The sequence below is a fragment of the Bacillus sp. MM09(2025) genome, from assembly GCF_050496725.1.
Taxonomy (GTDB): Bacteria; Bacillota; Bacilli; order Bacillales; family Bacillaceae; genus Bacillus; species Bacillus pumilus.
In genome coordinates this window covers 251,989-275,358 of sequence record NZ_JBNWEN010000003.1, presented here as the reverse complement: position 1 = coordinate 275,358, position 23,370 = coordinate 251,989, and the positions used below count along the sequence as shown (strand labels likewise).

Sequence of the window (23,370 nt, the reverse complement as noted above, 5' to 3'; positions counted from 1 at the left end):
AAATATATTACAAGTTCGACAATTTTGAAAGGGCTTTTTGTTTAACTTCTCCTTAAAAATATGAAAATAAAAAAAACACTTCTTTTTCTTTCGAAAAGAAGTGTTTCTCATGTAACAAGATTCTTCGTCAGGATTAGACGAGTTCCTGCTTTTTTCTCGGAATATAAAAGGTAAAGTGTGTACCTGTACCCGCTTTGCTATGTGCATGAATGGAGCCTTGATGCGCTTCTACGATGTTCTTCACAATCGCAAGACCAAGTCCGGTACCAGAACGCCCTCTTGTTCTTGCCTTATCCGCTTTATAGAAACGTTCGAAAATAAATGGCAGATCCTCTTCTGGGATTCCGCTTCCTGAATCTTTTACATCCATTTTCAGACCGCTTTCCACCGATTGAACCGAGAAGTGAACCTCTCCGCCCTCTGGTGTATGACGAATGGCGTTATCAATAAGATTCGTAAACACCTGCTCAATCTTATCTGGATCGAGTACAAAGTGGGGTTCATCCACTTGAATGTCATATGTGAGATCAACTTGCTTTTCTTTTGCAATACCGAGAAATTTGCGGTAAATCTTCTCGATCAGCTCTTCTGTATCCGTTGATTCAAGATTCAGTGTAATATGGCCAGCTTCCATTCTCGCTAGGTCTAGAAGATCGTTCACAAGACGTCCCATTCGAAGCGATTCGTCGTAAATAATTTGCGCAATCTCTTTCTTTTCCTCTTCTGAGCCTGCAATATCATCTACAATCGCCTCACTATATCCTTGCAGCATAGCAATCGGAGTACGAAGTTCATGACTGACATTGGCAATGAAGTCTTTTCTCAGCTTATCAAGTCTTCGTTCCTCTGTCATATCACGAAGGACCGCAACTGCTCCCCTAACGTCCTGCTGATTATAAAGCGGAGACATGAGAAGAACCCAAGTACGCCCTTGCAGCGTGACTTCGATCATTTGCTCTTTTTCCGTGCTGACGGCTGTATGAAACAGTTCTCGCGCTTCTGGAGGCAGTTCATCTCCATCTTTGATCTTCATATTTTGCTCGTAATACCATGCCTGCAAGAATCGTTCTGCAGGAGGATTCGTCATAAGGATCGTCCCATCAATATTGATGGTGATGACACCATCGGCCATACTGCTTAAAATATTGGACAGATGCTCTTTTTCTTGATTTAAGGCTGTGATATGAAATTTAAGCTGCTTGCCCATTTGATTAAAGGCGATGGCCAGTTCTCCAATTTCGTCTTGCGTTAATATAGGAATCTTTGTATCAAATTTCCCTTTCGCCAGATCCTGTGCTCCCTCTTTCATCTTTCTAAGCGGATAGGTGACACGTGTTGATAAGAAGAAAGCGAATATAGTGGTCAGAACAATGGCAATTCCAGCTGCTAGGAAGATATAACGCGTCGTATGTTTTGTTGTTTGCTCTACAGCGAGTAATGATTGAGAAAGAAAGACCATGCCTTTTTTCCCGTTTGCCTCAAATGGAACACCGACGACAATTCGTTCATCTTTATGATTGCCTGCATTTGGTTCTGCACGTTTACTGATTTTTTTACGATTTTTTAGCGCTTGATTCAAATCACTGTCTGCTTCAATTTGTTTCTTTGTAATCGCAGGAAGCTTCCCGTCTTTTTCAGACGAGTACCACTCTAGCCCGTCCTCTTGGATAATCGCAATACTCGTCAATTTGTCAGCAAGCTCTGATGTAATCGATCTTGCAAGTGATTGATCGTCATGGCTTTCTAAAATGACCGCCACTTTATTTGCCATTTGCGTTAAATCTGACTTTGCTTCTTCTACATGATAATTTTCAATGAACTCTAAAAGAAGCACGGTTAAAATAGATAAAACGATGAGGACGAGGAAGAGAATGGTTAACCATAGCTTTCCAACGACACTTTTCCACAGTTTCATTCAGCGCCGACCTCAAATTTGTAACCGACACCCCATACCGTCACGATTTTTTTCGCAGCTTCTGGTGACACTTTATTCAGCTTTTCCCGTAGTCGTTTGACGTGGGTATCAACTGTTCTCAAGTCTCCAAAGAATTCATACTGCCATACTTCTTTTAACAGCTTCTCTCTGTCATAAACCTTATCCGGTGTTTTCGCAAGGAAATATAAAAGCTCATATTCCTTCGGCGTGAGACTGACTTCTTTGCCATCAGCTGTCACTCTATGCGCATCGTGGTCAATTGAAAGATGAGAAAACACAAGTACATCTTTTGTTGTTGTCCCAGTATTGAGATAAGACGTTTGAGAAGATCTTCTGAGCAATGCCTTCACACGTAAAACAACTTCACGCGGGCTAAAAGGTTTGACGATGTAGTCATCCGTTCCTGCTTCAAACCCTTGCACGCGGTTGGCTTCTTCTCCTTTTGCCGTCAGCATAATGATTGGAGTTGCTTTTTTGTCTCGAATTTGATTACACACTTCGATCCCATCTGTGCCAGGCATCATTAAATCGAGCAAAATGAGGTCATAATCTGTTTGGAGTCCTTTTTGAATGGCCTCATCTCCATTTTCAGCTTCATCTATTTCATAATTTTCACGTTCTAAATACATTTTTAAAAGGCGGCGAATTCTTGCCTCATCATCTACGACTAATATTTTCGTTTGAGTTGTGTGTTCCATTAGACAATCCTCCTGCTTTCTCCGTTGTTACATTCATTTTAACAAAAAGCCGAATCGATTCATAAAAAGTTGGCCTTTTTCATGTGATTACGCGTAAGAATGAAGCCCTGCAATCACGAGATTGACAAAGATGAGATTAAACATAATGATGGCGAATCCGATGACAGCTAACCAAGCGGACTTTTCGCCATGCCAGCCCCTGGATAAGCGAAGATGAAGGTAGGCTGCATAAAAGAGAAACGTAATCAATGCCCATACTTCCTTCGGGTCCCAGCCCCAGAACCGAGTCCATGCAATTTGCGCCCAGATCATTGCAAAAATGAGTCCGCCTAACGCAAATACAGGGAAACCAATGGAAACAGCCCTGTATCCAATTTCATCGACTAAATCTAGGTTCACCTGTTTCACGAGCGGTTGAAGTAGAGCGCTCAGTCGTTTGCGAATGATCAACCGAATCAGCCCATACAAGATCAGCCCCGTGCCGAATGACCATAACACCGTATTGACCTTTCTTCCTAAAAAAACAGGCGGCAAATCAACAAACGGTTCCAAACGATCTTGCGTCACAAGCTCTCCTTTATGAGGTCCAACTAGAGCTGGCAGCTCATAGACCATCACACTTTCCTCTTTATTTTTATCGACCCAATTAAATTTCGCTTCGTATCCTGTCATTCTAAAGATGGACGTGACTGCGATAAATGCAAGTGTCACAACAATCATAAACATGACAAGCTCTAAACCAAATGTCTTCTTACCTGGTTTAGTTTGATCGACATGCTTTAATAAGAAGATGACACCCGCCACAAAGCTGATCGCTAAAATAGCTTGCCCTAGTGCTGCTGTTGTCACGTGAATATAAAGCCAATTACTTTGTAATGAAGGAATTAGCGGTGATATATCAGATGGGAACATGCTTGCATAGGCAATAATCAATAAAGCGATTGGAAGTGTAAATAAACCAAGTACCGACACTTGATACACAAAATATAAAATGATGAATGCGAGCACAAGCATCATGCCAAAAGCCGTTGTGAATTCAAACAAATTACTGACTGGTGCATGACCAGACGCCATCCATCTTGAAATAAAGTAGCCAAATTGACTTAAAAAACCGATGATGGTGAGCGTAATACCGATAAGTGCCGCCTTATTTTTGCGCGGTCCATCAACTTTCTTTTTTCCTTTAATGGCACCACCAAAAAAAGGAACTGCCGCTAAATACAATAGAAAAGCTGCAAATAACAGGTTTTCACTGACTGCTGCCATCTAATCCTTCCCCCTTGCTTTTGCTGATACTTGTTGTATCAGGCAGTTCTTTTTGATCAACTGGCTGTTTGATGCCACTGTCACTTAGGATCACACCAAGATCAGACTTTAAGCCAAACCAGTTTTTGTTTGTGTGTCCTGCCACGAATACTTTTCCATCCTTTGCAGACAGCCAAATTCTTCTATGCTGCCAATACATCCCCTGCACGACACCAATCATGAAGATGATCCCGCCTACGATGAGCACCCCAAGAGTTAAATCTTTTCTCACCGTCAATCCCGTGACGTTTTTGGTTTCCACTCGATCAAACTTCATTTTATATAGGTTGTTATCAGAACCCTCAACTGTCTCTTGAATCGCCACAAAGCTTTTTTCACCTTTAGGCTTTTCAGGAGAAACCATTTCAAACACGAAAGCAGGATTATTCGGATTCCTTGTTTTCGTACTTGGCGTTCCATCATCGTCAAAATAAAAATCAGGGAGATAGCTCATCACTTTGACTTTGTAACCGCTACCAAGATCATATTCTGACTTAGGCTCCAGCAGATTAATCTTCACTGTTCCGAAAGATTTTTCAGTATCTTTACGAATCAGCTGAAAGACCATTTGATCGAGTTCATTTTGTTTAAAATCCACTTGATATAATGAGAAATGATCAAACTTGAGCGGTTCGTTCACTTTAATATCGTGTTCTGATACCTGCTTCAGCTTGGGCTTTTCACCAAACACAACTTCCCCTTCACGTTTGTATAAAGTGGCATCGGTTTTATAACTTTTCACTACTTGACCGTCGCCAGCTCTTTCAATCGCATTCTCAAACACTTCTTTTTCATTTTCAGTTTCATAGCGGTCAATTGAAAACGCATTATTTTTCAAAAAATATTGACCATCTGTGCCTGGAATTGGGGCAGTTTCACCCTCTCTAACCCACAGCGTTTCATCCACATACATGCCTGGGACAAACCGGAGCATTGATCCAATGAGAAAGATGATTAATCCAATGTGATTGACGTAAGGGCCCCAGCGTGAGAAGCGACCTTTTTCCGCTAAAATATGTCCGTTTTCTTCTCGTACTCGGTAACGCTTTTGTTTCATTGCTTTCATGATGCCTTCATATGTATGCTGATCTAACGTTTTGTCTGTCTCACTGAACAGACGCTGTCTTCTCATAAAGCCTTCTTTTTTGATAACCCCTTGGTTTTTGAGTGCTCGATAAAGAGGAATAACCCGGTCGAGACTGCAAATGACAAGGGAGATTCCGATGGATGCAACTAGAGCTAAAAACCACCAAGAATTATAAAGATCATGGAATCCAAGTGTGTAATACAGCTTGCCAAACGACCCATATTGCTCTTCATAGTAAGTGGAAGCAGATGCACCTGGCTGAATAAATCGCTCCTGCGGAAAAATCGTTCCTAATGAGGAAGCAAGCAGTGTAATGACAATCAGCCACACACCCACCTTAACGGAAGAAAAAAAGTTCCATACTTTATCAACAATCGTTTTGTTGTATGTTTGCGAGCGTCTCGCACTGCCGTCGTATCTCATATCAAGCAGCTTTGAAGAGTTTTTCTCTTTAGCCGCAATAGGATTCCCGCAGGATTCACATAAAACAGTACCGATTGGATTAATATGTCCACACTCGCATTTTACCTCTTTCATTCTATGACCCCTTTGGTTTAATCAAATTCATATATTCATAGACATTGCGTTCTGTCATGGTTCCCTTTATGACTTTGATTACCTTGCCTTCAGGATTAATTAAAAATGTGGTTGGCAGCGGCGTAATATCATATGCCTCTGTCACTTGACGATCTTTGTCCATGGCAACAGGAAAATTCACGCCATAGGATTCCATAAAATTTTTCACGGCAATATTGGATTCCCCAACATTCACTGCAACAATTTCCACACCGCGATCCTTGAACACTTCATATTGATTTGCCATGTAAGGGAATTCTTGTTTACACGGACCACACCAGGTCCCCCAAAAATTAAGAAAGACGCCTTTGCCTTTTAAGTCCTTTAGTTCAATCCGTTCCCCATCCACAGATTGAAGGACAAAGTTTGGCGCAATAGCTCCCTCTTTCACCCGATCCTGTTTGGCAAATACTGAGTTATACATGGTATAACATAATGCAGCAAGCATCACGAGGAGAATGCCCGTCCGTATGAAAAACCGTCTTTTTTTCATCTGAAGTACCCCTTCCCCATAGACATTCAGGTAAATTATAGCATTCTCCTTCTTTTGATGCTTCTTCATTTTTTGAAGTTTATGTGAAAATTAAAAAGCGCTTTTTCCGTGATCCGCAATCGCTCTCAGACGCTTCACTTCATGTGGAGACAATTCTCTGCGGTCTCCCGGTCTCATGCCTTCAATATGAAGGAACGCATATTGCTCTCTTTTTAGCTTTAGCACATCATGACCGATCGCTTCAAACATGCGGCGCACTTGTCTGTTTCTGCCTTCATGAATGGTTAATTGAACAATAGATGTCTGCTTTCGCTTATCAATCGAAAGCATTTTCGCACGGGCAGGTGCAGTTTTTTTATGATCTAACATGATCCCTTTTTCTAGCTTTCTCAGCAATTCCTTTGATGGGATTCCTTTTAGCTTCGCTGCATATGTTTTATCAATTTCATATTTCGGATGCATGAGCTTATGGGCAAATTCCCCGTCATTTGTAATTAAAATCAAACCGCTCGTATCATAATCTAACCGGCCGATTGGATAAAGGCGCTGCGGGATGTCATCAAAGAAATCTGTGACCACCTTACGTCCTTTATCATCCTCGGCAGCTGAAATGACGCCGCGCGGTTTATAAAGCATAAAGTAAACCGGTTCTTCTCTTTCAAGCTTTAATCCGTTGACTTCAATTTTATCTGAAGAGCCCACTTTTACTCCGAGCTCTGTCACTGTTTGACCATTAACGGTAACTCGACCTTCTTTAATTAATTCTTCTGCCTTTCGTCTTGAAGCGACGCCGGCATGTGCAATTACTTTCTGTAAACGTTCCATTTTGTCTTTCACCTCATGTACTATCTTACTTGCTTGACTTAAAACAAACAAGCATTCGTGGAAAAATAAGCGATTCGTCTGTTTAATTTCAGCTAAAAAGCAATTTCCCATCCATTGAAAGACAAAAAAGCGCCTCTTTAGGCGCCGCTAAATAACAAACTGACAATGATGACAGATGCAATGATTCCAATGAGGTCCGCTAACAAACCTACTTTCAGCGCATCTCCCATTTTTTTAATACCGACTGCCCCAAAATAGACCGTTAAAACGTAGAGAGTGGTATCAGTTGACCCTTGCATGACAGCTGCGAGCTGTCCGATAAAAGAATCTGGTCCATATGTCGCAATGAGGTCTGATGTCATCCCAAGTGCAGCTGTGCCAGATATCGGACGAATAAACGCAAGCGGCACTACTTCTGCCGGGAAGCCGATCGCTGTAAACACGGGTTTTAACAGGCCCATGACAAATTCAAGCGCACCAGACGCGCGGAATATCGTAATAGCCACGAGCATGCCGACTAAATAAGGAATGATTGAAAAGGCAATTTGAATACCCTCTTTCCCGCCCTCGACAAATGTTTCATAGGTCGGTACCTTTTTAATGGTTCCCGCAATTAAAATTCCTGCGATGATCAGTGGGATCAAAGCAAGTGACAGCCAGTTAATAAATGACACGAGATCACCCCCGCCTGCTTCTGCGATAGTGGAAATAGCGATCAATGAGAATGGCACCAATGCCTGAAATGAGTGTCGCCAAAATGGTTGGCCCTACAATGTCTGTTGGCTGATCTGCACCATAGGTCATTCTAATCGCAATGACGGTTGTTGGCACGAGTGTGATAGAGGATGTGTTGACCGCTAAAAATGTAATCATGGACCGGCTTGCTTCATTTTTCCCGCCGTTTAATGCTTTCATCTGCTCCATCGCCTTAATTCCAAGCGGTGTAGCGGCATTCCCAAGACCAAAGAAATTCGCCATCAGATTGGACAAAATATATCCCATCGCAGGATGGTTAGGCGGAATTTCCGGAAATAGCTTTGAAATAAAGGGACGGCACAATTTACTAAAGAAATTTAACAAACCTGCCTCTTCTGCAATCTTCATCAGCCCGAGCCAAAAAACGAGGACACTAATCAGACCAATTGAAATGGTCACTGCTTCCTTTGATCCCTTAAATACAGCTTCGTTTACTTCCTCCATCGTTCCGTTGAACATCGCATACACAAGACCGATGACAGTGAGGAATACCCAAATTAGATTGACCATGAAGATCCGCCTATAGATGTCTGAAAGACAGACTTAAACATTTCTTGAAAGCTTTTTTGTGGCATTCGATTTCGTTTATTTTCATAAAAAATCGGTACTTGCTCGATCACCTGACCATCTAGTAAAAACGTCATTTGCCCTACCACATCCGGGATGGCTTCGGCGTTTTTTTTCCACTTTTTTTGAGGAGTAAGCATTTCCGTTTCAATTTCTACTAGCTTTTTCTCATCTTCATTTAAAAAATAGTCCACATCACGTTTGATAAATGCCTTTTTTTCGTAAAAGGTTCCCTTTAATGAAGCGAGTCTTCCTTTTTCAGCAAGTACGTACGTTTTATAGTGATCAAATGCATATTCAAACATAGAGATATGATCCTTCCAATCATCTGGCGCATTAATGGTCACAGCGATCAGCGCCGCATCTCCTTTTGCAGCTGTAGAGACAAGTGTGCGTTTCGCAAGCTTCGTATATCCCGTTTTCCCTCCAGTAGAATATTGATATAAACCAGTAAGGAGCTTGTTTTTATTTTTCCAATAGCCCTCCATCGTTTTTGCTTTATAGAAAGTCGTGCCCGCAATTTTTTGATATTGTTTATGCTCCATGGCGTATTTTGTTAAGATGGCCATGTCATAGGCTGATGAATAATGATGTTTATGATCATCCAGTCCATGCGGATTTTGAAAATTCGTATTCTCCATTCCTAGTTCAGATGCTTTTTGATTCATCATAAAAATAAATCCTTCTAAGCTGCCGCCCACATGCTCTGCAATGGCAACAGCTGCATCATTTCCAGAACGCAGCATAAGCCCGTATGTCAAGTCTTCTAGGCTCACCTTCTGCCCTTCTTTTAAATAAATCGATGAGCCCTCTGCTTGAATCGCGCGCTTTGATACTTTGACGGTGTCTTTCATTTTCCCTGATTCAATGGCTAATACCGCCGTCATTATTTTTGTAATACTGGCGATTCTTCTTTTTTCATGCTCGTCCTTTCCAAATAGGACTCTGCCTGACTGTCCATCTATTAAAATGGCGCTTCTTGCACTCACCGATAATGACATATCTGCTTTGGCATGTGAGGAAAAGGGCAGTAAGAGTGTAAATAGAAGAAGGACTGCTGTTCCAATTTTTAAATAGGGCATGTTCATTCACGTCCTTGTCCGTTTTGTACAAGTGTATGCGCGGCTGAAAAAGTTATGATGCCTCGTCCATAAAAAAAAGCGTCTCTATATGTAGAGACGCTTTTTCCTCTTGCTATACCATTTTCATTTGCTGATGAGATGTCGTATATTCTAGCTCTTCCCTCATCGCTAAAAAATCTTTTTCTAATGAAGAAAATAATCGTTTGATCTCAGCGGATACTTCATGGTGGAAAACAATGCTGCTCTTTCCTGTATACGCGGAACGGCTGTCTTCATACCATGTATCCTTTTTCGGCGTGAAAAACTCTTCAATACATCGATGATAAATACGGTGAAGCGTCTGCTGCGCGGCTTGCTGCGGGAATGTCTGCTGCTGGCTGATTTTCCTGCAAACTGCCGCTGCATCCTCACTGTACACTGCAAGCTTCCGTAATGTATTCAATATGTCACAATAATAGGCTTCCGCTTCAGGGTTTAATCGTTTCATACTTGATAAGGTAGCTTCATTCAGAAAACCATTCATTTCAGTTGCAACCTTTGATAAAAAGACGCCTGCTTGATCAACTTGAGCCTTTACATTCATATGTGCCATTTGTTTTGTGTTTACCTTCCCCTCATGGCTTTATGACCATTTTATCTGACATCAATAGATGTTAGACCTAAAATCTTTTTTATATTTTATCATACCTTTTTCATTCTTTTGAACTATTTTATCTCTTCAAATGTTTGATTGAAGTTTTCAAAAAATAGATCAGCTTCTTCTTGTACACCATCTGCTTCTACATTCTCTGGAAGCGGCGGTAATTCATCCAATGCCTTTAAGCCAAACTGCTCTAAAAAGGTCGGTGTTGTCCCATAAAGAATTGCTCGCCCAGGTCCATCAGCACGTCCAACTTCACAGAGCAGCGCTTTGGCTACTAAACTATGAAGCACCCGCTCTGATTTGACTCCTCTAATTTCTTCTACCTCACTGCGTGTGATCGGCTGTTTATAAGAAACGATTGCGAGTACTTCAAGGGCTGCTTGAGACAAACCTTTGGATGGGGTCTCGACTAATTTTTTCAAATAAATGCTGTATTCTTTTTTCGTCAACAGCATATAAGAATCTGCATATTCAATGAGCTCAATTCCTCGTTCTTGTTTTTGATATTCTTCCTTTACGGCAGACATCATGTCGAGTAACGCTGCCTCTTCTACTTCAAGAACAGACATGAGCTGTTTTTTTGTTAAGCCTTCGTCACCTGCTGCATAAAGCAGCGCTTCTATGATGGCTTTCCAATTCACGATATCAAGCGTCATGAATCGTTTCACTCCCTATTATATAAATGTCTTCAAAGTTTCCTTCCTGCTCTAACATGATTTGATGACTTTTCATCAATTCAAGAACAGCAAGAAACGTCACGACAAGGTGCTCCTTTTGATCATGTTGAAATAGAGTCATGAAATTGGTGCGCTTTTTCGTTTTTCTTAAATGGTTCATAATCTCATTCATTTTGTCTTCAATCGGAATTTCTTGTCTTGTAATCCTAGATGGTGCTGGTTTCGTTATTTTTTTTCGGTTCAATACCTTTTGGAACGCACCTAACATATCATACACCGTGACATGCAAGTTTGTGTCCTTCGCTTCCGATTCTTTTGCAAATTCGCTTAAATCACTCGGGGGTTTTGTAAAGGCATTTTGCCTTTCTTCCTCGCGTTCCTTTAGTTCTTGTGCTGCATCTTTATACTTTCGGTATTCAATGAGTTTACCAATCAGTTCTTCTCGAGGGTCCTCTTCCTCTTCAAGCAGGTCTTCATCAAATAGCTCTTCCTCTTGTTTCGGAAGGAGCATTCTGCTTTTAATACTCAGGAGGGTTGCAGCCATCACCAAATATTCACTTGCCACATCAAGTTCAAGCTCCCTCATGGTGTGGACATATAATAAATACTGCTCCGTAATTTTAGCAACGGGAATATCATAAATATCAATTTCCAACCGGTTGATTAAATGTAAAAGCAAATCCAAAGGACCTTCAAACGAATCTATTTTCACCTGATATTCCAGCATTTTTTCTCACCATTTCTACTGTCTTCTAAGTACCGTTTCACCGGCTAACCTTTAGTATAAGACAGGATAAAGCTCTCGTCCAATATAATTTCGACCATGATGTCCTAGGCAAAATAAGAAAAACATTGGATTCGCCCATACCACTCAGGGCATTTATACATAGAATACCATTGTAAACAGAACTGATGAAAAAGGAGGCCGTATCATTATGGGAGATGGCTATAACTTTGGCGGAGGTTTCGCGCTTATTGTCGTGCTTTTCATCTTGCTGATCATCGTTGGCGCGGCTTGGGTTTATTAAAGAAACAGAGCGTCCTTTCACGAAGGGCGCTCTTTCTTCTTTTCTTTTCAATATGTTAGACTGAGAGTGGAAAAGGAGATGACCACTGTGTATCCTGAAGCGTACGTGGCTTTTTTACATGAATTTCATACGACAAGAGATTATTTTGAGTGTCATGAAATTCTTGAGGAATATTGGAAGGAAGACCCGCCTGAGCAGCGCAAAGAATATTGGGTTGGCTTCATTCAGCTTGCCGTTGCTTTGTATCATCAAAGACGGGGAAATGGAAAAGGTTCAAAACGGCTCATTTCAAATAGCCTCCACTTGCTGGAAGCAAACCGGCCGGTATTATCGAACCTCGGTCTGGATGATGAGGCGTTTCTCATACTTCTGAGAACGCTGAAGAAGAAAATGGCTGAAGACATGTCATACGAAAGTGTGATGCTCCCGATTAAAGATGAAGCGCTTCTGTTTCTATGCCAAGAAATGGCTCAAAAAGAAGGACTGACCTTTGGCCAGGAGAGCAACTTATCCCACACATTTTTGATCGAAAAACATAGACTGCGCGACCGGACAGATGTATTACTTGAACGAAAAAAGCAAATCGAGCGTAAAAAAAGCAGAGGACTGTAGCCTCTGCTTTTACATGTGTGATATTTAGTTTGTTTCGCTGTGACACTTATGAAAGAAGCCTTGCGTTAATTCATTTGGAATGAGTGTTTTGGTTTTGAATACCTCTTCCACGGCTAAAACCATTTCCTTGCCGATTCCTTGATCACGATGGGATGGATTCACACTAATATGCTCGATTTGTACTTGGTCGTCTGTTTTCAACACACCAATGGCACCTACGATATCCTCGCCATCTTTCCAAAGGAACAGCTGCCGATTTTCATCCATTTCATAAGACTTCATCGTCTGCTGAAGCTGTTTGACGTCTTTCTCACCCGGCATGAAGGAAAGTAGCCCCATGGCAATTTTTTCAAAAGACCTCTTATAACGAATTAACATATATACCCCTCAATATTCAAATTATCCTTATGTCCAGCAAATGTCTCACGAATCATTTGCTCATCACACATTATAAACATTTTTATACCGTTTTTAAACTCTTTTTCACTAAATTAACGAAAGGTACGATTGAGATTCGCCATTTCAATGGCAGCTGCAGCCGATTCGCTGCCTTTATTTCCAGCTTTTGTTCCGGCTCTTTCGATGGCTTGTTCAATGGATTCTGTTGTTAGTACACCGAAGATAATCGGTACACCTGTTGACATGGCACTTTGAGCAATTCCTTTAGCGGCTTCATTACAAACATAATCATAGTGAGTTGTTGCGCCCCTGATTACAGTTCCAAGTGTAATGACAGCATCGTATTTCTCTGTTTCAGCTAGTTTTTTTGCCATGTACGGAATTTCAAAAGCACCCGGTACCCACACAACATCAATATCGTCACCGTTTGCTCCGTGTCTGAGCAATGTATCTTCTGCTCCGTCAAGCAGTTTACTTGTAATAAAGTCATTAAATCTCGCGACGACAATTGCAAATTTTAGTCCTTCTGCTACTACATGCCCTTGTATTGTATTCATATGTTGATCATCCTTTTTTGTGATTTTTTATTTTGTTTCGATAGAAGCTGTTTCTTTATGATTTAAATAGGTCTGTAATGCTTCTATTGTCAGCATTTTTAAACCGTGCTGTTTTTGGATTTCTTTTAGTTCTGGAACCCGCGCCATTGAGCCATCTACATTCATAATTTCACATATGACACCCGCTGGCTCTGAACCTGCCAGTTTCGCAAGATCTACTGCTGCCTCTGTATGACCTGGTCTTTCTAGTACGCCGCCTTCTTTTGCAATGAGCGGAAATACATGACCTGGGCGGGCAAATTCTTCTGGTGTTGCGTCTTTATTTAACATGGCAAGCATGGTCATAGAGCGCTCAAAAGCACTAATACCAGTCGTCGTTGTCACATGATCGATGCTCACAGTAAAAGCTGTATGGTGTGCATCTGTATTTTGTTCTACCATTGGATGCAGGTTCAGATGTTTAGCAATCGACGCTTGAACTGGTGTACAAATGAGGCCTCTTCCATGTAAAGCCATAAAGTTAATCACTTCAGGCGTGGCATGCTCAGCAAGTGCCACAAAATCTCCTTCGTTTTCTCTGTCTTCATCATCCACAACGATAATGATTTCTCCTTCTTTTAGAGCGTTTACTGCTTCTTCTACTGAATGATACATACAATCGCCTCCTAGAATCCGTGCTCTTTTAAAAATGATGGGGTCAATCGAGATGGCTGCTTTTCGCCTTGTTCTTTTGTTAAAAAGCGATAGATGTATTTACCGATCATGTCACACTCTATATTCACAGTATCTCCCATAGATTTAGTCGGGAAAATAGTTCCTTCAAGCGTATGAGGAATAATAGAGACTGTGACGTGTGAATCTTGCAAATCGAAAATGGTTAAGCTGACACCATCTATTGCGATCGAACCCTTTTGCGTGAGCATATCTGTGAGGGTCTTGTCCATCTCTAAATCATAGTAAATGGCATTACTTTTCTTTTCTATTCGGGTAATGACTGCCGTCCCGTCAACATGGCCTGAGACAAAATGACCGCCGAACCGTCCATTCGAGGACATGGCCCGCTCTAAATTCACTGGACTGCCTGATGTCAGCTGATCCAGTGATGTCGCTTTGACCGTCTCTGGCATCACATCTGCTGCGAACTGTGCTTTTGTAAAGCTTGTGACTGTAAGACATACACCATTGATCGCTATACTGTCTCCAAGGTGAACATCTTCTAGCACACGGCTACACTGAATGACAATTTCCATGGCATCTGCTGACTTTTTGCTTAATGACTGAACGGTGCCTACTTCTTCAATTATCCCCGTAAACATGTGATCCTCCCTTTCTTTTCATTTGTATTTCTCACTTTTTAAAAAAGCGATGTTAGGGACATGTGATCGATTGAGCACCTTCGTCGCTTTTTATGGTCCATACAAGGTAGATGAGGGATCACCTAATAAACACTGCATGCCGGTCTATTCACTACATGTACATACAGAAAGCCCCGGAAAAAATTCCGGGGCTTTGGCTTTTTTGCATTAGAAATAAAACTATGATCAACAAATATTTTTCGTTCATAGCTTTCTTTATCCTTCTCCCATCCAGACTTTCACTGTCGGCTTCAGCTTTTCACTGAATCAACCGTTAATAAATTAACGGGTCACGGGCTGTAAAGCATTTGCTTTATTACCGTCGGTCGGGATTTTCACCCTGCCCCGAAGGATACAATCGATATTCAGCTGTCCTTAGGGGATATTATAGCGATCCTTGTTGGCAAATGCAACAATCAAGATTTTTCACAAAAAAAAGCCTCCTTATAGGAAAGGAGACTTGTTAATTAACGACTTTTACTACTTTTATAAGACCATCTATTCTTTTTTCATTACTAAAGTAGGCTTTAATACGATCGCCTTTCTTCAAGTCGGCCACATCATCTTCGAATTTCTTTCCATTAAAAATGATTTTCGTGCCGTTTTTTGCTTGACCGTAATATTCATCTCCGTCAATTTTCGTAATGGTATATTCATAGATGGTATAATCTTTATCATTATTTGTTAAGCTTTCACCAATGGCTGTTGGCACATCTTCAATTTTCATGCCATTCATGTATAAATAACCTGCGCCTAAAAAAAGCAGTAAAACAAATAAAATGGCTATTTTCAATTTAATTTTCCCCATATTTAGAACCTCCATCATCTGCACTTCGCCTATTTGTATGTTTTATTCCTTCTTTTGATGAAATAAAACCAAAAAAGCTGATTTCCATTAATGGTTACTTATATAACGATTGAGATGGACCTTTGGTTCCACCTTTTCATCATTACATATGTTACGAATATGCGTTCTTTATTAAGGGGGTCTCTTTCCTCTTTATCAGTTAGCAAAGCACACATCATTGATGATCATCTTTTTTCGAGTGCGAATAAATCTTCCTCTAACAATTGTGATCTCTGAACAGCGATGTTTCGGCTGTCACGAACCCCTTGATTATAATAGTAGCTTCCAAGATTTTTTGTGATAAATTCTAGTATATTGATGGCTGCTAATTCACCAATTTCTTCTTCTCGTTCTTCGGCAAAATAACGCTGAATGGCAATCATCATTTGATTTTTTTCTTCTTTTGTTAATGGTTTCAAATTATCTCCTGCTTTCTTTCAGCATGACCACGCTTTTTTGATTTGTACTGACAATGTGGTGACACCCACAAATACGAATGTTTGTTCTCTTATCATATCACAAAATCGAATTTTGTCCATCACTGTCCTAAAAGAAAAAGCGTATTTTGATATTTAGTTCAAAATACGCTATCACTCTTATTGAAGGAGGATGCCATAGCATGTTGTCCATTTTATTTTAATATGGAAAGTATCGTCGCTACAGAATGATCTACAAATGAACGCTCTGGACGAGATTTCATGAGAACGGTCAGTCCTATGAAAGAAACGACCAGTGTTTGTGCTAAAGCTTTCGCATTCAGGCTGCTTTTGAGCTCACCCGAGCGAATACCTTGAATAATTCTTTCTTCGAAAATGACGGAAAGATACATCTGATGCTCTCTTGTCAGAATTTCAAATTTCTCTTCGTGTGGCGCAAGTTCCACTATTGTATTGATGCAAAAACACCCTTTACTCGGACCATCTCTATATTCCTCTTCTACTAAATCTGCAAATAATGCATGAAATGCTTCCTTGACAGAAAGATTGTTTTGAAGTTTTGTTCGAATATGGGCAGCATGCTGCTTTGTGTATTTGCGTAATGCAGCCTCAAATAATTCCTCTTTATCTCCAAACGCTGAGTATAAACTTGGCCGCTGTATTCCCATTTTTTCAGTCAAATCGCTTAATGTAGTGGCCCTATACCCTTTTTCCCAAAAAAGCACCATTGCCTCATCCAACGCTTTTTCCTTGTCAAATTCCCGTTGTCGAACCATCAGTAATTCCTCATTTCAACATTAAAATTTCTTCACAAAGTCAGGCATCTATTTTTTGATATTATTCTCTATTTGATTACCAATCGGTACATTATAATTTTATTTTATCGATGTACGATTGTCAAATTGCCTTCCTCTTTCAAAATGAAAGTATTGACTTTAAAATGTTTTGTTGGTTATCCTTAACAGGAATCATAATATACTGATCGGTATATTATACTTTTTAGTACAAAAGGAGACGATGACATGCATGGTGAAAGAAAAAACACTCCCATTGAACATCTTGATTTGGAAACGGCTCATTTACAAAACAAACCGAAACAAGCGATGACTCGCTATATGGCTCTGCTGTTTGCGTCAGCCTGCGGGATGGCAGTTGCAAACATATACTTTGCACAACCGTTATTAGACTCTCTCGCATCCGAGTTTGGTATCACCTATTCATCCATTGGCATGGTCATTACGATTACTCAACTTTGTTATGCACTAGGACTGCTACTGATCGTACCACTTGGTGATCTGTTTAATCAAAGGCGGCTCATCATGGCTCAGATGCTAGTATTCGTGTTATCTCTGATTCTAGTCGGCATCGCCCCTACTGCCACCGTCCTGTTCATAGGGCTGGCTGCCGTCGGCATGCTTGCTGTGGTCACTCAGGTACTCGTAGCGTTCGCAGCGACATGGGCTGCCCCTGAAGAACGAGGCCGTATCGTGGGCTTGGTTCAAAGTGGCATTGTGATTGGTATTCTTCTCGCACGAACGTTTGCTGGTGTACTAACCGATCTCGCTGGCTGGAGGTCAGTCTATCTCGTGTCTGCCGTTATGATGCTCATTATAACCGGCGTGTTATACCGGTATCTCCCGCGTGCTCACAGCAAGAGAGCATCTATATCCTATATGAAGCTGCTCGCTTCAATGTTTATATTGTTCAGACAAGAACGAATTCTTCGCATCCGAGGCATACTGGGTTTTCTGATCTTTATCGTGTTTGGTACGTTGTGGACTTCACTCGTGCTGCCTCTCAGCAGCTCGCCACACAATCTTTCACATACGGCGATCGGTTCATTTGGTCTTGCCGGAGTTGCCGGGGCATTAGGCGCTGCCCGGGCTGGACGGCTTGCTGATCGAGGCTTAGGACAATTAACAACTTTTATAGCTCTTGTCCTATTACTCATTTCATGGTTTTTTATCTATTTCACAGAATATTCACTCATTTTATTAATCATCGGTATTATCATTCTTGACCTATCTGTACAAGCTGTACATGTGACCAACCAAAGCATGATTTTCACAGTGCTGCCTCAGGCGAGAAGCCGGCTCACTGCTGCTTATATGATTTTTTACTCCATCGGCAGTGCGACTGGTTCCATTGCTTCCACCAGTATATACGCAAACAATGGCTGGGGCGGAGTATGTTTATTTGGCGCCTCTGTCAGCGCCATTACCCTTTTATATTGGTTCATCACCTACCGCCTCACGGAACAAATAACCGTAAAATCAGATTGATAATAAAAAACACCGCATTTAAGCGGTGTTTTGGATTAAGGATTAAGCATCGAAAACTTCGACTTTTTCCATTCCTTGGCCTTGTTCCATATCTAGAACAGCCTCGATACCAGATGTTACTTTGCCAAAAACAGTGTGAACACCGTTTAAGTGCGGCTGCGGGTCATGGACGATAAAGAATTGGCTGCCGCCCGTGTCTTTACCAGCATGCGCCATTGATAATGAACCTCTTTCATGTTGATGTGGATTCCCTTCTGTTTCACATTTAATTGTGTAACCAGGACCACCAGTTCCATTACCGTTTGGATCGCCGCCTTGGCTTACGAAACCAGGGATGACGCGGTGGAATTTCAGTCCATCGTAGAAGCCTTCATTCGCTAATTTTCCAAAGTTTGCTACTGTACCAGGAGCAGCCTCTGGGTATAGTTCAAACTCAAGTTTCTTACCATTCGTTAGTTGTATGTATCCTTTTTTCGCCATTTTTCACATTCTCCTTTCAGGTTAAACAACGCTCATTATAGCACATTTTTGGCCATGTTAAACATCCTCTGCTCTTTGATTGTGATTTACCTCTTTTCTTAGGATTGATACAATAGAAGAGCTTGATCCTTTTTTCCTATTAAATTGGTGACAGAATGAGCAACATGTCTTTATTTTTTGGAAAAGGAAAACATCTTAAAAAGAAAATTGAAACGTCGAATCGATTTGTTACGTCTATATGATGGAGTACATTTCTTTACGTGTACTCAAAAGATGAGTTTCTCTTGAAAGAGGAACCCTTTCGACTTGAAGGAGGTCAACATGTTTAAAAAATCAATGCTTAGTATGATGGCAGCGCTCCTTTTCCTCATTGGTGCGCCAAAAGTCAGCTTAGCGGATGCAGCTGTCGGCGATGTCATCGTCACACTTGGGCAAGACTTAACTCCGGCTGATCGCCAGAAGGTGCTTGACGAGTTGAATCCACCTGAAAATGCGACAAAAATTGAAGTAACCAATAAAGAAGAGCATGAATATTTAGGAAAGTATATCCCCCGTTCTTCTATCGGAACGAGAGCATTATCATCTTCATCGATCACCATAGAAAAATCAGGTACTGGTCTGACTGTGGATACTCATAACATCAAGACCATTACAGATGAGATGTATTTAAATGCTTTAATGACAGCCGGTGTCAAGGATGCCAAAGTTGTTGTGACTGCACCGTTTGAAGTTTCTGGTACAGCCGCACTGACGGGTTTATTAAAGGCCTATGAAGTGTCTAGCGACAAAGCCATTCCAGAAGATGTGAAGCAGGTAGCAAACGAAGAGCTTGTGACAACATCTAAATTGGGTGACTCCATCGGGAAAGACAATGCTTCTGCCCTTATCGCAAAAATTAAGGATGACATTGCGAAAAATGGTGTCCCTAAAACAACAAAAGAAGTAGAAGAAAAAGTGGATCAGGCTGCTTCTGATTTAAACTTAAATCTAACGCAAGAGCAAAAGGATCAACTTATTTCACTATTCGATAAAATGAAGAACATCAATATCGATTGGAACCAAGTAGGGTCTCAAATCGATAAAGCAAAAGACAAGATTACGAAATTCATAGAATCAGATGAAGGGAAAAACCTACTTCAAAAGATTTGGGATTTCTTTGTCTCCATTTGGAACGCGATCGTCTCTGTATTTACTGGAGGAAAATAAGCCATCATAAAAAGCTGCCTGTACATCAGGCAGCTTTTTTTAAGTAGATGATTTTACTTTTGATTGATAAGGTAAATCAAGTTTGACAATATCCGCATATGTTTCGCGTTCAACCACAAGCTGCGCTTCCCCGTCTTCTACAAATACAACAGCCGGGCGCGGGATACGGTTATAATTATTTGACATACTGTAGCCGTAAGCTCCGGTACAAAAGACCGCTAATAAGTCTCCTTGTGATAACTCTGGCAGATCGATATCCCAAATAAGCATATCTCCACTTTCACAGCATTTCCCTGCAATGGAAACCGTTTGATCATGCGATTGGCTCATTTTGTTGGCACTTGCCGCTTCATATTTCGCTTGATATAAAGCTGGACGAATGTTGTCACTCATTCCCCCATCTACCGCAACATAATCGCGAATGCCAGGTACGTGTTTTGATGAACCGATCGTATAAAGCGTTGTTCCTGCATCTCCAACTAGAGAGCGACCTGGCTCAATCCAAATCTCCGGCATATCAAACTCATAGCGTGTCACGTTCTCTTTTACAGCTTGGATAATTTTCTCGACGTATTCTGTCGCAGGAAGTGGTTCATCTTCTTCTGTATAACGGATGCCAAAGCCGCCGCCTAAGTTTAACACAGTCGAAATAAAACCAAATGATTCTCTCCATTCATCCAACTTCAAAAAGATTTTGTCTGCTGCAAGGACAAAACCAGCTGTATCAAATATTTGTGAACCAATATGGCAATGTACGCCTAAAAGTTCGATCACTTCTGATCCAAGCACTTGTTTCACCGCTTCATCTGCTTGTCCATTGTGAAGGTCAAAACCAAATTTGGAATCCTCTTGACCAGTTGTAATGTAATCATGCGTATGCGCTTCGACACCTGGTGTGATACGCAGCAGCACTTTCACCTTTTTTGACAGCTCTTGACCAAGCTCTTCAATGAGCTTCATTTCGTAAAAATTATCTACGACGATACAGCCGATCTCTTGCTCTAACGCCATTTTTAATTCATCTCTGCTTTTATTGTTGCCATGAAAATGAATTTTTTCTACCGGAAACCCGGCGCAAATGGCTGTGTGAAGCTCCCCGCCTGATACGACATCAAGAGATAATCCTTCTTCCTTAGCAAGCTGAAACATTGCGATGGAGGAAAATGCTTTACTCGCATATGCTACCTGCGCTTTTAACTCTTCTTCTATAAATGCTTTTTGAAAGCTTTTTGCACGCTCCCGTATTAAAGCCACATCATATACATAAAGTGGTGTCCCATACGTTTCAGCTAAAGAAACGGCATCAACACCACCAATTTCTAAATGACCGAGTTCATTTTGTCTGCAAGTGCCGTGTAAATACAATGTCATTCCCTCTTTCTCCGCCTCGGCTGAAAAAAGACAGCTGCGTGAGCTGCCTTTTTGCCGTTTCTCAAAGTTAAAAATACAATATCACAATCTTCAGCCACTTTCAATGAGCGTTAAGAATTTGGCGGAATTTTTGATCTGTTTTGAGGGTGAACAATGCTTGGCCTTACTTTTGAGCCAGGAACAGACGTCCGAATCAGCACTTGCCACAAAGCCTTCCCGTTAAAAGGAAGAAATGGCCACATATAAGGCGTCTGCAATGAACGAATGGATGTTAAGTAGATGAGTAACAACGTAAAACCAATGATGAGTCCATTCAGCTTAAAGATCGCCACGAGCGCTAATATGATGAGTCGTACAATCTTATTGGCGACACTCAGCTCATAGCTTGGGGTAGTAAATGTACCAATTGCCGCTAGTGAGACGTATAAAATGACCTCTGGTGTAAATAAACCGACATCAATGGCAATTTGTCCAATTAAAACAGCCGCAATCAGCCCCATGGCGGTCGACAATGCAGTTGGCGTATGAATCGCAGCCATCCTTAAAAATTCCACTCCAAAATCAGCTAGAAACACTTGTAAAATCACAGGAATATGGGACGGTTTGTTAAAGCCAATATAGCTTAAATTATCTGGCAGAAGACTTGGTTCAAGGATAAACAGAAACCAAATCGGTAAAAGAAACGTTGAACATAAAATGCCTAAAAAGCGTACCCATCTTAGGAACGTACCAACTGCAGGTGCTTGGCGGTATTCTTCTGCATGTTGAACGTGGTGAAAAATGGTGGTTGGCGTAATGATGACACTAGGAGATGTATCCGTGATGATGATGACATGCCCTTCTAGTATATGGTTAGCGGCGACATCTGGACGCTCGGTGTAACGTACAAGGGGAAAGGGATTGTATCCTTGTTTAATAATGAATTCTTCAATTGTTTTATCAGACATCGTCAGCCCGTCGACTTTGATTCCTGACACTTCTTTCTCTATGATATCGACAAGATCTGGGTCCGCAATATCTTCAATGTAGCAAACACATACATCCGCTTTCGAACGTTCGCCTACTTTGAGCATTTTGTATCTCAGTTTTTCATCTCGCACCCGTCTTCGTATGAGTGCTGTATTGACAATAATGTTTTCAACAAAACCGTCTCTTGCGCCCCGGACAACCTTTTCTGTATCCGGCTCCTCTGGCATTCTGCCAGGATAGCTTCTGACATCAATGATAAATGCGTAGTTTTCACCTTCAACTACAACTGCCACAAGGCCCGACAGCACTTGGTCTACCGCTTCATCAAGTGTTTCAACCTTTGAGACCTGCTGATTGACAAGACGATTCTCAATCACACGGGCCATGTCATCAGATTCAGGTTCGTTGTCATTGATTTCAACTAGCTCTTTTAATAAGTAGATGACATACTGTGTGTCACATAGTCCATTTACATAGTAAAGTTGGATTTCCTGATCGTGTATATAAATTTTTCGCACGCCAAGGTCAAAACTGAGACCCATTCCGACATTTTCTTTAAAGTAATCTTCATTTTTCTTCGGATCTCGGTACACGTTCACCTTGTCTTTCTTCATGGAAACCACTCCTTTCTAAAATTAATTCAACCGCTTTCATTGTAATTGGAGATCCTTTGCTCAGATCATCTTTCCGTCCCATTTTGCCAATATCTCCAATTCCAACAACAAACGGAAGATCGAGCGAATCAAGACAATACACGGTATCTCCGCTCATTTTATGAGGTTCCATCTCAGGAAGACCATGCTTGTCGACACCGTATTCTGTCAGTTCACCCTCCCGGTCAATGGAAACATGAACCTTTGTCCATTCAGCTTGATGCGTTTTGGATGCAACGGCGATCGCCCCAATGACTTCAATTTCAGGATGACGCGCCACATGCTTCATCGCTATCTCCCCTGTTCCTTCACCTGTCAGGCCAGAATCATCAAACATGACAAACACTGGATCATTCGGCGTTTTTAAAATCATCTGCACAAGTTCAGGTCCTGTTCGTTTGCTTGGATTTCCTTTTGAGCTGGAAATACATCGCCCACCGACATTTTTAGCAGCAAGCTCAATGGTTTTGGCAGCATATATATCTCCGTCTGTCACTAAAATGACTTTCCGTCTTTGCGCCATATTAGG

Annotated in this window: 26 protein-coding genes, 1 pseudogene and 1 riboswitch; of the genes and pseudogenes, 4 read left to right on the top strand and 23 right to left on the bottom strand. The window is 41.3% G+C overall.

What is annotated here, in order from left to right; genetic code table 11:
- Positions 1-133 precede the first annotated feature (133 nt).
- The 12 genes from ACQYAC_RS05660 to ACQYAC_RS05605 form a co-directional block, all read right to left on the bottom strand.
- A complete protein-coding gene (locus tag ACQYAC_RS05660) occupies positions 134-1,915 on the bottom strand; it encodes an ATP-binding protein (protein ID WP_061408400.1) in 1,782 nt (593 codons plus the stop codon).
- The gene (locus tag ACQYAC_RS05655) at positions 1,912-2,634 is read right to left on the bottom strand and encodes a response regulator transcription factor (RefSeq protein WP_003215596.1); all 723 of its coding nucleotides are present in this window, start codon (positions 2,632-2,634) and stop codon (positions 1,912-1,914) included. Before ACQYAC_RS05655 ends, ACQYAC_RS05660 begins: the two co-directional genes overlap by 4 nt.
- 87 nt (positions 2,635-2,721) lie before the next feature.
- Positions 2,722-3,900, bottom strand: a complete 1,179-nt coding sequence (gene ccsB / locus ACQYAC_RS05650) for a c-type cytochrome biogenesis protein CcsB (RefSeq protein WP_429942888.1) — start codon at positions 3,898-3,900, stop codon at positions 2,722-2,724.
- Entirely contained in the window at positions 3,884-5,563 is a 1,680-nt protein-coding gene (resB, locus tag ACQYAC_RS05645) for a cytochrome c biogenesis protein ResB (RefSeq protein WP_429942887.1), read from the bottom strand. The genes ccsB and resB overlap by 17 nt, the downstream gene beginning before the upstream one ends.
- A gap of 1 nt (position 5,564) precedes the next feature.
- Positions 5,565-6,095: a thiol-disulfide oxidoreductase ResA gene (resA, locus tag ACQYAC_RS05640; protein ID WP_429942886.1), complete on the bottom strand. Its 531-nt coding sequence runs from the start codon at positions 6,093-6,095 to the stop codon at positions 5,565-5,567.
- 90 nt (positions 6,096-6,185) lie between these two features.
- A complete protein-coding gene (gene rluB, locus ACQYAC_RS05635; protein ID WP_061410248.1) occupies positions 6,186-6,920 on the bottom strand; it encodes a 23S rRNA pseudouridine(2605) synthase RluB in 735 nt (244 codons plus the stop codon).
- A 137-nt stretch (positions 6,921-7,057) separates the two neighbouring features.
- Positions 7,058-7,594 (bottom strand): spore maturation protein, encoded by a 537-nt coding sequence (locus ACQYAC_RS05630; RefSeq protein WP_058014782.1) that lies wholly within the window; start codon positions 7,592-7,594, stop codon positions 7,058-7,060.
- Positions 7,595-7,598: 4 nt separating this feature from the next.
- Positions 7,599-8,186 (bottom strand): nucleoside recognition domain-containing protein, encoded by a 588-nt coding sequence (locus ACQYAC_RS05625; RefSeq protein WP_106037951.1) that lies wholly within the window; start codon positions 8,184-8,186, stop codon positions 7,599-7,601.
- On the bottom strand, positions 8,174-9,325 hold the full coding sequence (locus ACQYAC_RS05620) for a D-alanyl-D-alanine carboxypeptidase family protein (protein ID WP_429942885.1): 1,152 nt from the start codon (positions 9,323-9,325) through the stop codon (positions 8,174-8,176). Before ACQYAC_RS05620 ends, ACQYAC_RS05625 begins: the two co-directional genes overlap by 13 nt.
- Before the next feature lie 112 nt (positions 9,326-9,437).
- Positions 9,438-9,917, bottom strand: coding sequence for a YpuI family protein (locus tag ACQYAC_RS05615; protein ID WP_058014781.1), 480 nt, complete (start codon positions 9,915-9,917; stop codon positions 9,438-9,440).
- Positions 9,918-10,030: 113 nt separating this feature from the next.
- On the bottom strand, positions 10,031-10,624 hold the full coding sequence (scpB, locus tag ACQYAC_RS05610; RefSeq protein WP_034661126.1) for an SMC-Scp complex subunit ScpB: 594 nt from the start codon (positions 10,622-10,624) through the stop codon (positions 10,031-10,033).
- Complete coding sequence (locus ACQYAC_RS05605) at positions 10,614-11,372, bottom strand: segregation/condensation protein A (protein ID WP_012010429.1); 759 nt, start codon at positions 11,370-11,372, stop codon at positions 10,614-10,616. The genes scpB and ACQYAC_RS05605 overlap by 11 nt, the downstream gene beginning before the upstream one ends.
- Before the next feature lie 208 nt (positions 11,373-11,580).
- Here ACQYAC_RS05605 and ACQYAC_RS05600 point away from each other — a divergent pair, with 208 nt between their 5' ends.
- Positions 11,581-11,673, top strand: coding sequence for a YjcZ family sporulation protein (locus ACQYAC_RS05600; protein WP_012010430.1), 93 nt, complete (start codon positions 11,581-11,583; stop codon positions 11,671-11,673).
- A gap of 87 nt (positions 11,674-11,760) precedes the next feature.
- The gene (locus tag ACQYAC_RS05595) at positions 11,761-12,285 is read left to right on the top strand and encodes a DUF309 domain-containing protein (RefSeq protein WP_429942884.1); all 525 of its coding nucleotides are present in this window, start codon (positions 11,761-11,763) and stop codon (positions 12,283-12,285) included.
- A gap of 24 nt (positions 12,286-12,309) precedes the next feature.
- On the opposite strand, the gene ACQYAC_RS05590 is transcribed toward ACQYAC_RS05595, so the two are convergent.
- The 7 genes and pseudogenes from ACQYAC_RS05590 to ACQYAC_RS05560 form a co-directional block, all read right to left on the bottom strand.
- Positions 12,310-12,663 (bottom strand): GNAT family N-acetyltransferase, encoded by a 354-nt coding sequence (locus ACQYAC_RS05590; RefSeq protein WP_003215830.1) that lies wholly within the window; start codon positions 12,661-12,663, stop codon positions 12,310-12,312.
- A 113-nt stretch (positions 12,664-12,776) separates the two neighbouring features.
- Complete coding sequence (gene ribH, locus ACQYAC_RS05585; RefSeq protein WP_012010433.1) at positions 12,777-13,241, bottom strand: 6,7-dimethyl-8-ribityllumazine synthase; 465 nt, start codon at positions 13,239-13,241, stop codon at positions 12,777-12,779.
- A 66-nt stretch (positions 13,242-13,307) separates the two neighbouring features.
- Positions 13,308-13,895, bottom strand: a pseudogene (ribB, locus tag ACQYAC_RS05580) (3,4-dihydroxy-2-butanone-4-phosphate synthase); the annotation flags it as partial.
- A gap of 11 nt (positions 13,896-13,906) precedes the next feature.
- Positions 13,907-14,557, bottom strand: a complete 651-nt coding sequence (ribE, locus tag ACQYAC_RS05575) for a riboflavin synthase (protein WP_429942883.1) — start codon at positions 14,555-14,557, stop codon at positions 13,907-13,909.
- A gap of 254 nt (positions 14,558-14,811) precedes the next feature.
- A riboswitch (FMN riboswitch) is annotated at positions 14,812-14,953 on the bottom strand.
- A 106-nt stretch (positions 14,954-15,059) separates the two neighbouring features.
- Positions 15,060-15,404: a hypothetical protein gene (locus tag ACQYAC_RS05570; protein ID WP_108611148.1), complete on the bottom strand. Its 345-nt coding sequence runs from the start codon at positions 15,402-15,404 to the stop codon at positions 15,060-15,062.
- Between the two features lie 224 nt (positions 15,405-15,628).
- Positions 15,629-15,862: a DUF2164 domain-containing protein gene (locus tag ACQYAC_RS05565; RefSeq protein WP_003215556.1), complete on the bottom strand. Its 234-nt coding sequence runs from the start codon at positions 15,860-15,862 to the stop codon at positions 15,629-15,631.
- 212 nt (positions 15,863-16,074) lie between these two features.
- Positions 16,075-16,656, bottom strand: a complete 582-nt coding sequence (locus ACQYAC_RS05560) for a TetR/AcrR family transcriptional regulator (protein ID WP_058014777.1) — start codon at positions 16,654-16,656, stop codon at positions 16,075-16,077.
- Positions 16,657-16,902: 246 nt separating this feature from the next.
- On the opposite strand from ACQYAC_RS05560, the gene ACQYAC_RS05555 reads away from it, so the two are divergent.
- Entirely contained in the window at positions 16,903-18,162 is a 1,260-nt protein-coding gene (locus tag ACQYAC_RS05555; protein WP_429942882.1) for an MFS transporter, read from the top strand.
- A gap of 42 nt (positions 18,163-18,204) precedes the next feature.
- Here ACQYAC_RS05555 and ACQYAC_RS05550 read toward each other — a convergent pair whose 3' ends face one another.
- Positions 18,205-18,642, bottom strand: a complete 438-nt coding sequence (locus ACQYAC_RS05550) for a peptidylprolyl isomerase (protein WP_429942881.1) — start codon at positions 18,640-18,642, stop codon at positions 18,205-18,207.
- 321 nt (positions 18,643-18,963) lie between these two features.
- Here ACQYAC_RS05550 and ACQYAC_RS05545 point away from each other — a divergent pair, with 321 nt between their 5' ends.
- Positions 18,964-19,848, top strand: coding sequence for a DUF1002 domain-containing protein (locus tag ACQYAC_RS05545; protein WP_144486437.1), 885 nt, complete (start codon positions 18,964-18,966; stop codon positions 19,846-19,848).
- 39 nt (positions 19,849-19,887) lie between these two features.
- On the opposite strand, the gene lysA is transcribed toward ACQYAC_RS05545, so the two are convergent.
- The 3 genes from lysA to ACQYAC_RS05530 form a co-directional block, all read right to left on the bottom strand.
- Positions 19,888-21,213: a diaminopimelate decarboxylase gene (gene lysA, locus ACQYAC_RS05540; RefSeq protein WP_180310792.1), complete on the bottom strand. Its 1,326-nt coding sequence runs from the start codon at positions 21,211-21,213 to the stop codon at positions 19,888-19,890.
- A 116-nt stretch (positions 21,214-21,329) separates the two neighbouring features.
- Positions 21,330-22,802, bottom strand: coding sequence for a spore germination protein (locus ACQYAC_RS05535; RefSeq protein WP_050943818.1), 1,473 nt, complete (start codon positions 22,800-22,802; stop codon positions 21,330-21,332).
- Complete coding sequence (locus ACQYAC_RS05530; RefSeq protein WP_058014774.1) at positions 22,756-23,364, bottom strand: stage V sporulation protein AE; 609 nt, start codon at positions 23,362-23,364, stop codon at positions 22,756-22,758. Before ACQYAC_RS05530 ends, ACQYAC_RS05535 begins: the two co-directional genes overlap by 47 nt.
- Positions 23,365-23,370: the final 6 nt, after the last annotated feature.

Excerpts from the sequence above, each read along its gene's own strand:
- ACQYAC_RS05625 (WP_106037951.1), bottom strand. The coding sequence starts at position 8,186 with ATGGTCAATCTAATTTGGGTATTCCTCACTGTCATCGGTCTTGTGTAT.
- ACQYAC_RS05660 (WP_061408400.1), bottom strand. The coding sequence starts at position 1,915 with ATGAAACTGTGGAAAAGTGTCGTTGGAAAGCTATGGTTAACCATTCTC.
- ACQYAC_RS05605 (WP_012010429.1), bottom strand. The coding sequence starts at position 11,372 with ATGCTGGAATATCAGGTGAAAATAGATTCGTTTGAAGGTCCTTTGGAT.
- ACQYAC_RS05535 (WP_050943818.1), bottom strand. The coding sequence starts at position 22,802 with ATGAAGAAAGACAAGGTGAACGTGTACCGAGATCCGAAGAAAAATGAA.
- ACQYAC_RS05655 (WP_003215596.1), bottom strand. The coding sequence starts at position 2,634 with ATGGAACACACAACTCAAACGAAAATATTAGTCGTAGATGATGAGGCA.
- ACQYAC_RS05600 (WP_012010430.1), top strand. The coding sequence starts at position 11,581 with ATGGGAGATGGCTATAACTTTGGCGGAGGTTTCGCGCTTATTGTCGTG.
- resB (WP_429942887.1), bottom strand. The coding sequence starts at position 5,563 with ATGAAAGAGGTAAAATGCGAGTGTGGACATATTAATCCAATCGGTACT.
- scpB (WP_034661126.1), bottom strand. The coding sequence starts at position 10,624 with ATGACGCTTGATATCGTGAATTGGAAAGCCATCATAGAAGCGCTGCTT.
- ACQYAC_RS05530 (WP_058014774.1), bottom strand. The coding sequence starts at position 23,364 with ATGGCGCAAAGACGGAAAGTCATTTTAGTGACAGACGGAGATATATAT.
- ACQYAC_RS05545 (WP_144486437.1), top strand. The coding sequence starts at position 18,964 with ATGTTTAAAAAATCAATGCTTAGTATGATGGCAGCGCTCCTTTTCCTC.
- ACQYAC_RS05550 (WP_429942881.1), bottom strand. The coding sequence starts at position 18,642 with ATGGCGAAAAAAGGATACATACAACTAACGAATGGTAAGAAACTTGAG.
- ACQYAC_RS05590 (WP_003215830.1), bottom strand. The coding sequence starts at position 12,663 with ATGTTAATTCGTTATAAGAGGTCTTTTGAAAAAATTGCCATGGGGCTA.
- ACQYAC_RS05570 (WP_108611148.1), bottom strand. The coding sequence starts at position 15,404 with ATGGGGAAAATTAAATTGAAAATAGCCATTTTATTTGTTTTACTGCTT.
- ACQYAC_RS05615 (WP_058014781.1), bottom strand. The coding sequence starts at position 9,917 with ATGGCACATATGAATGTAAAGGCTCAAGTTGATCAAGCAGGCGTCTTT.
- ccsB (WP_429942888.1), bottom strand. The coding sequence starts at position 3,900 with ATGGCAGCAGTCAGTGAAAACCTGTTATTTGCAGCTTTTCTATTGTAT.
- ACQYAC_RS05560 (WP_058014777.1), bottom strand. The coding sequence starts at position 16,656 with ATGGTTCGACAACGGGAATTTGACAAGGAAAAAGCGTTGGATGAGGCA.
- rluB (WP_061410248.1), bottom strand. The coding sequence starts at position 6,920 with ATGGAACGTTTACAGAAAGTAATTGCACATGCCGGCGTCGCTTCAAGA.
- resA (WP_429942886.1), bottom strand. The coding sequence starts at position 6,095 with ATGAAAAAAAGACGGTTTTTCATACGGACGGGCATTCTCCTCGTGATG.
- ACQYAC_RS05555 (WP_429942882.1), top strand. The coding sequence starts at position 16,903 with ATGCATGGTGAAAGAAAAAACACTCCCATTGAACATCTTGATTTGGAA.
- ribE (WP_429942883.1), bottom strand. The coding sequence starts at position 14,557 with ATGTTTACGGGGATAATTGAAGAAGTAGGCACCGTTCAGTCATTAAGC.
- ACQYAC_RS05620 (WP_429942885.1), bottom strand. The coding sequence starts at position 9,325 with ATGCCCTATTTAAAAATTGGAACAGCAGTCCTTCTTCTATTTACACTC.
- ribH (WP_012010433.1), bottom strand. The coding sequence starts at position 13,241 with ATGAATACAATACAAGGGCATGTAGTAGCAGAAGGACTAAAATTTGCA.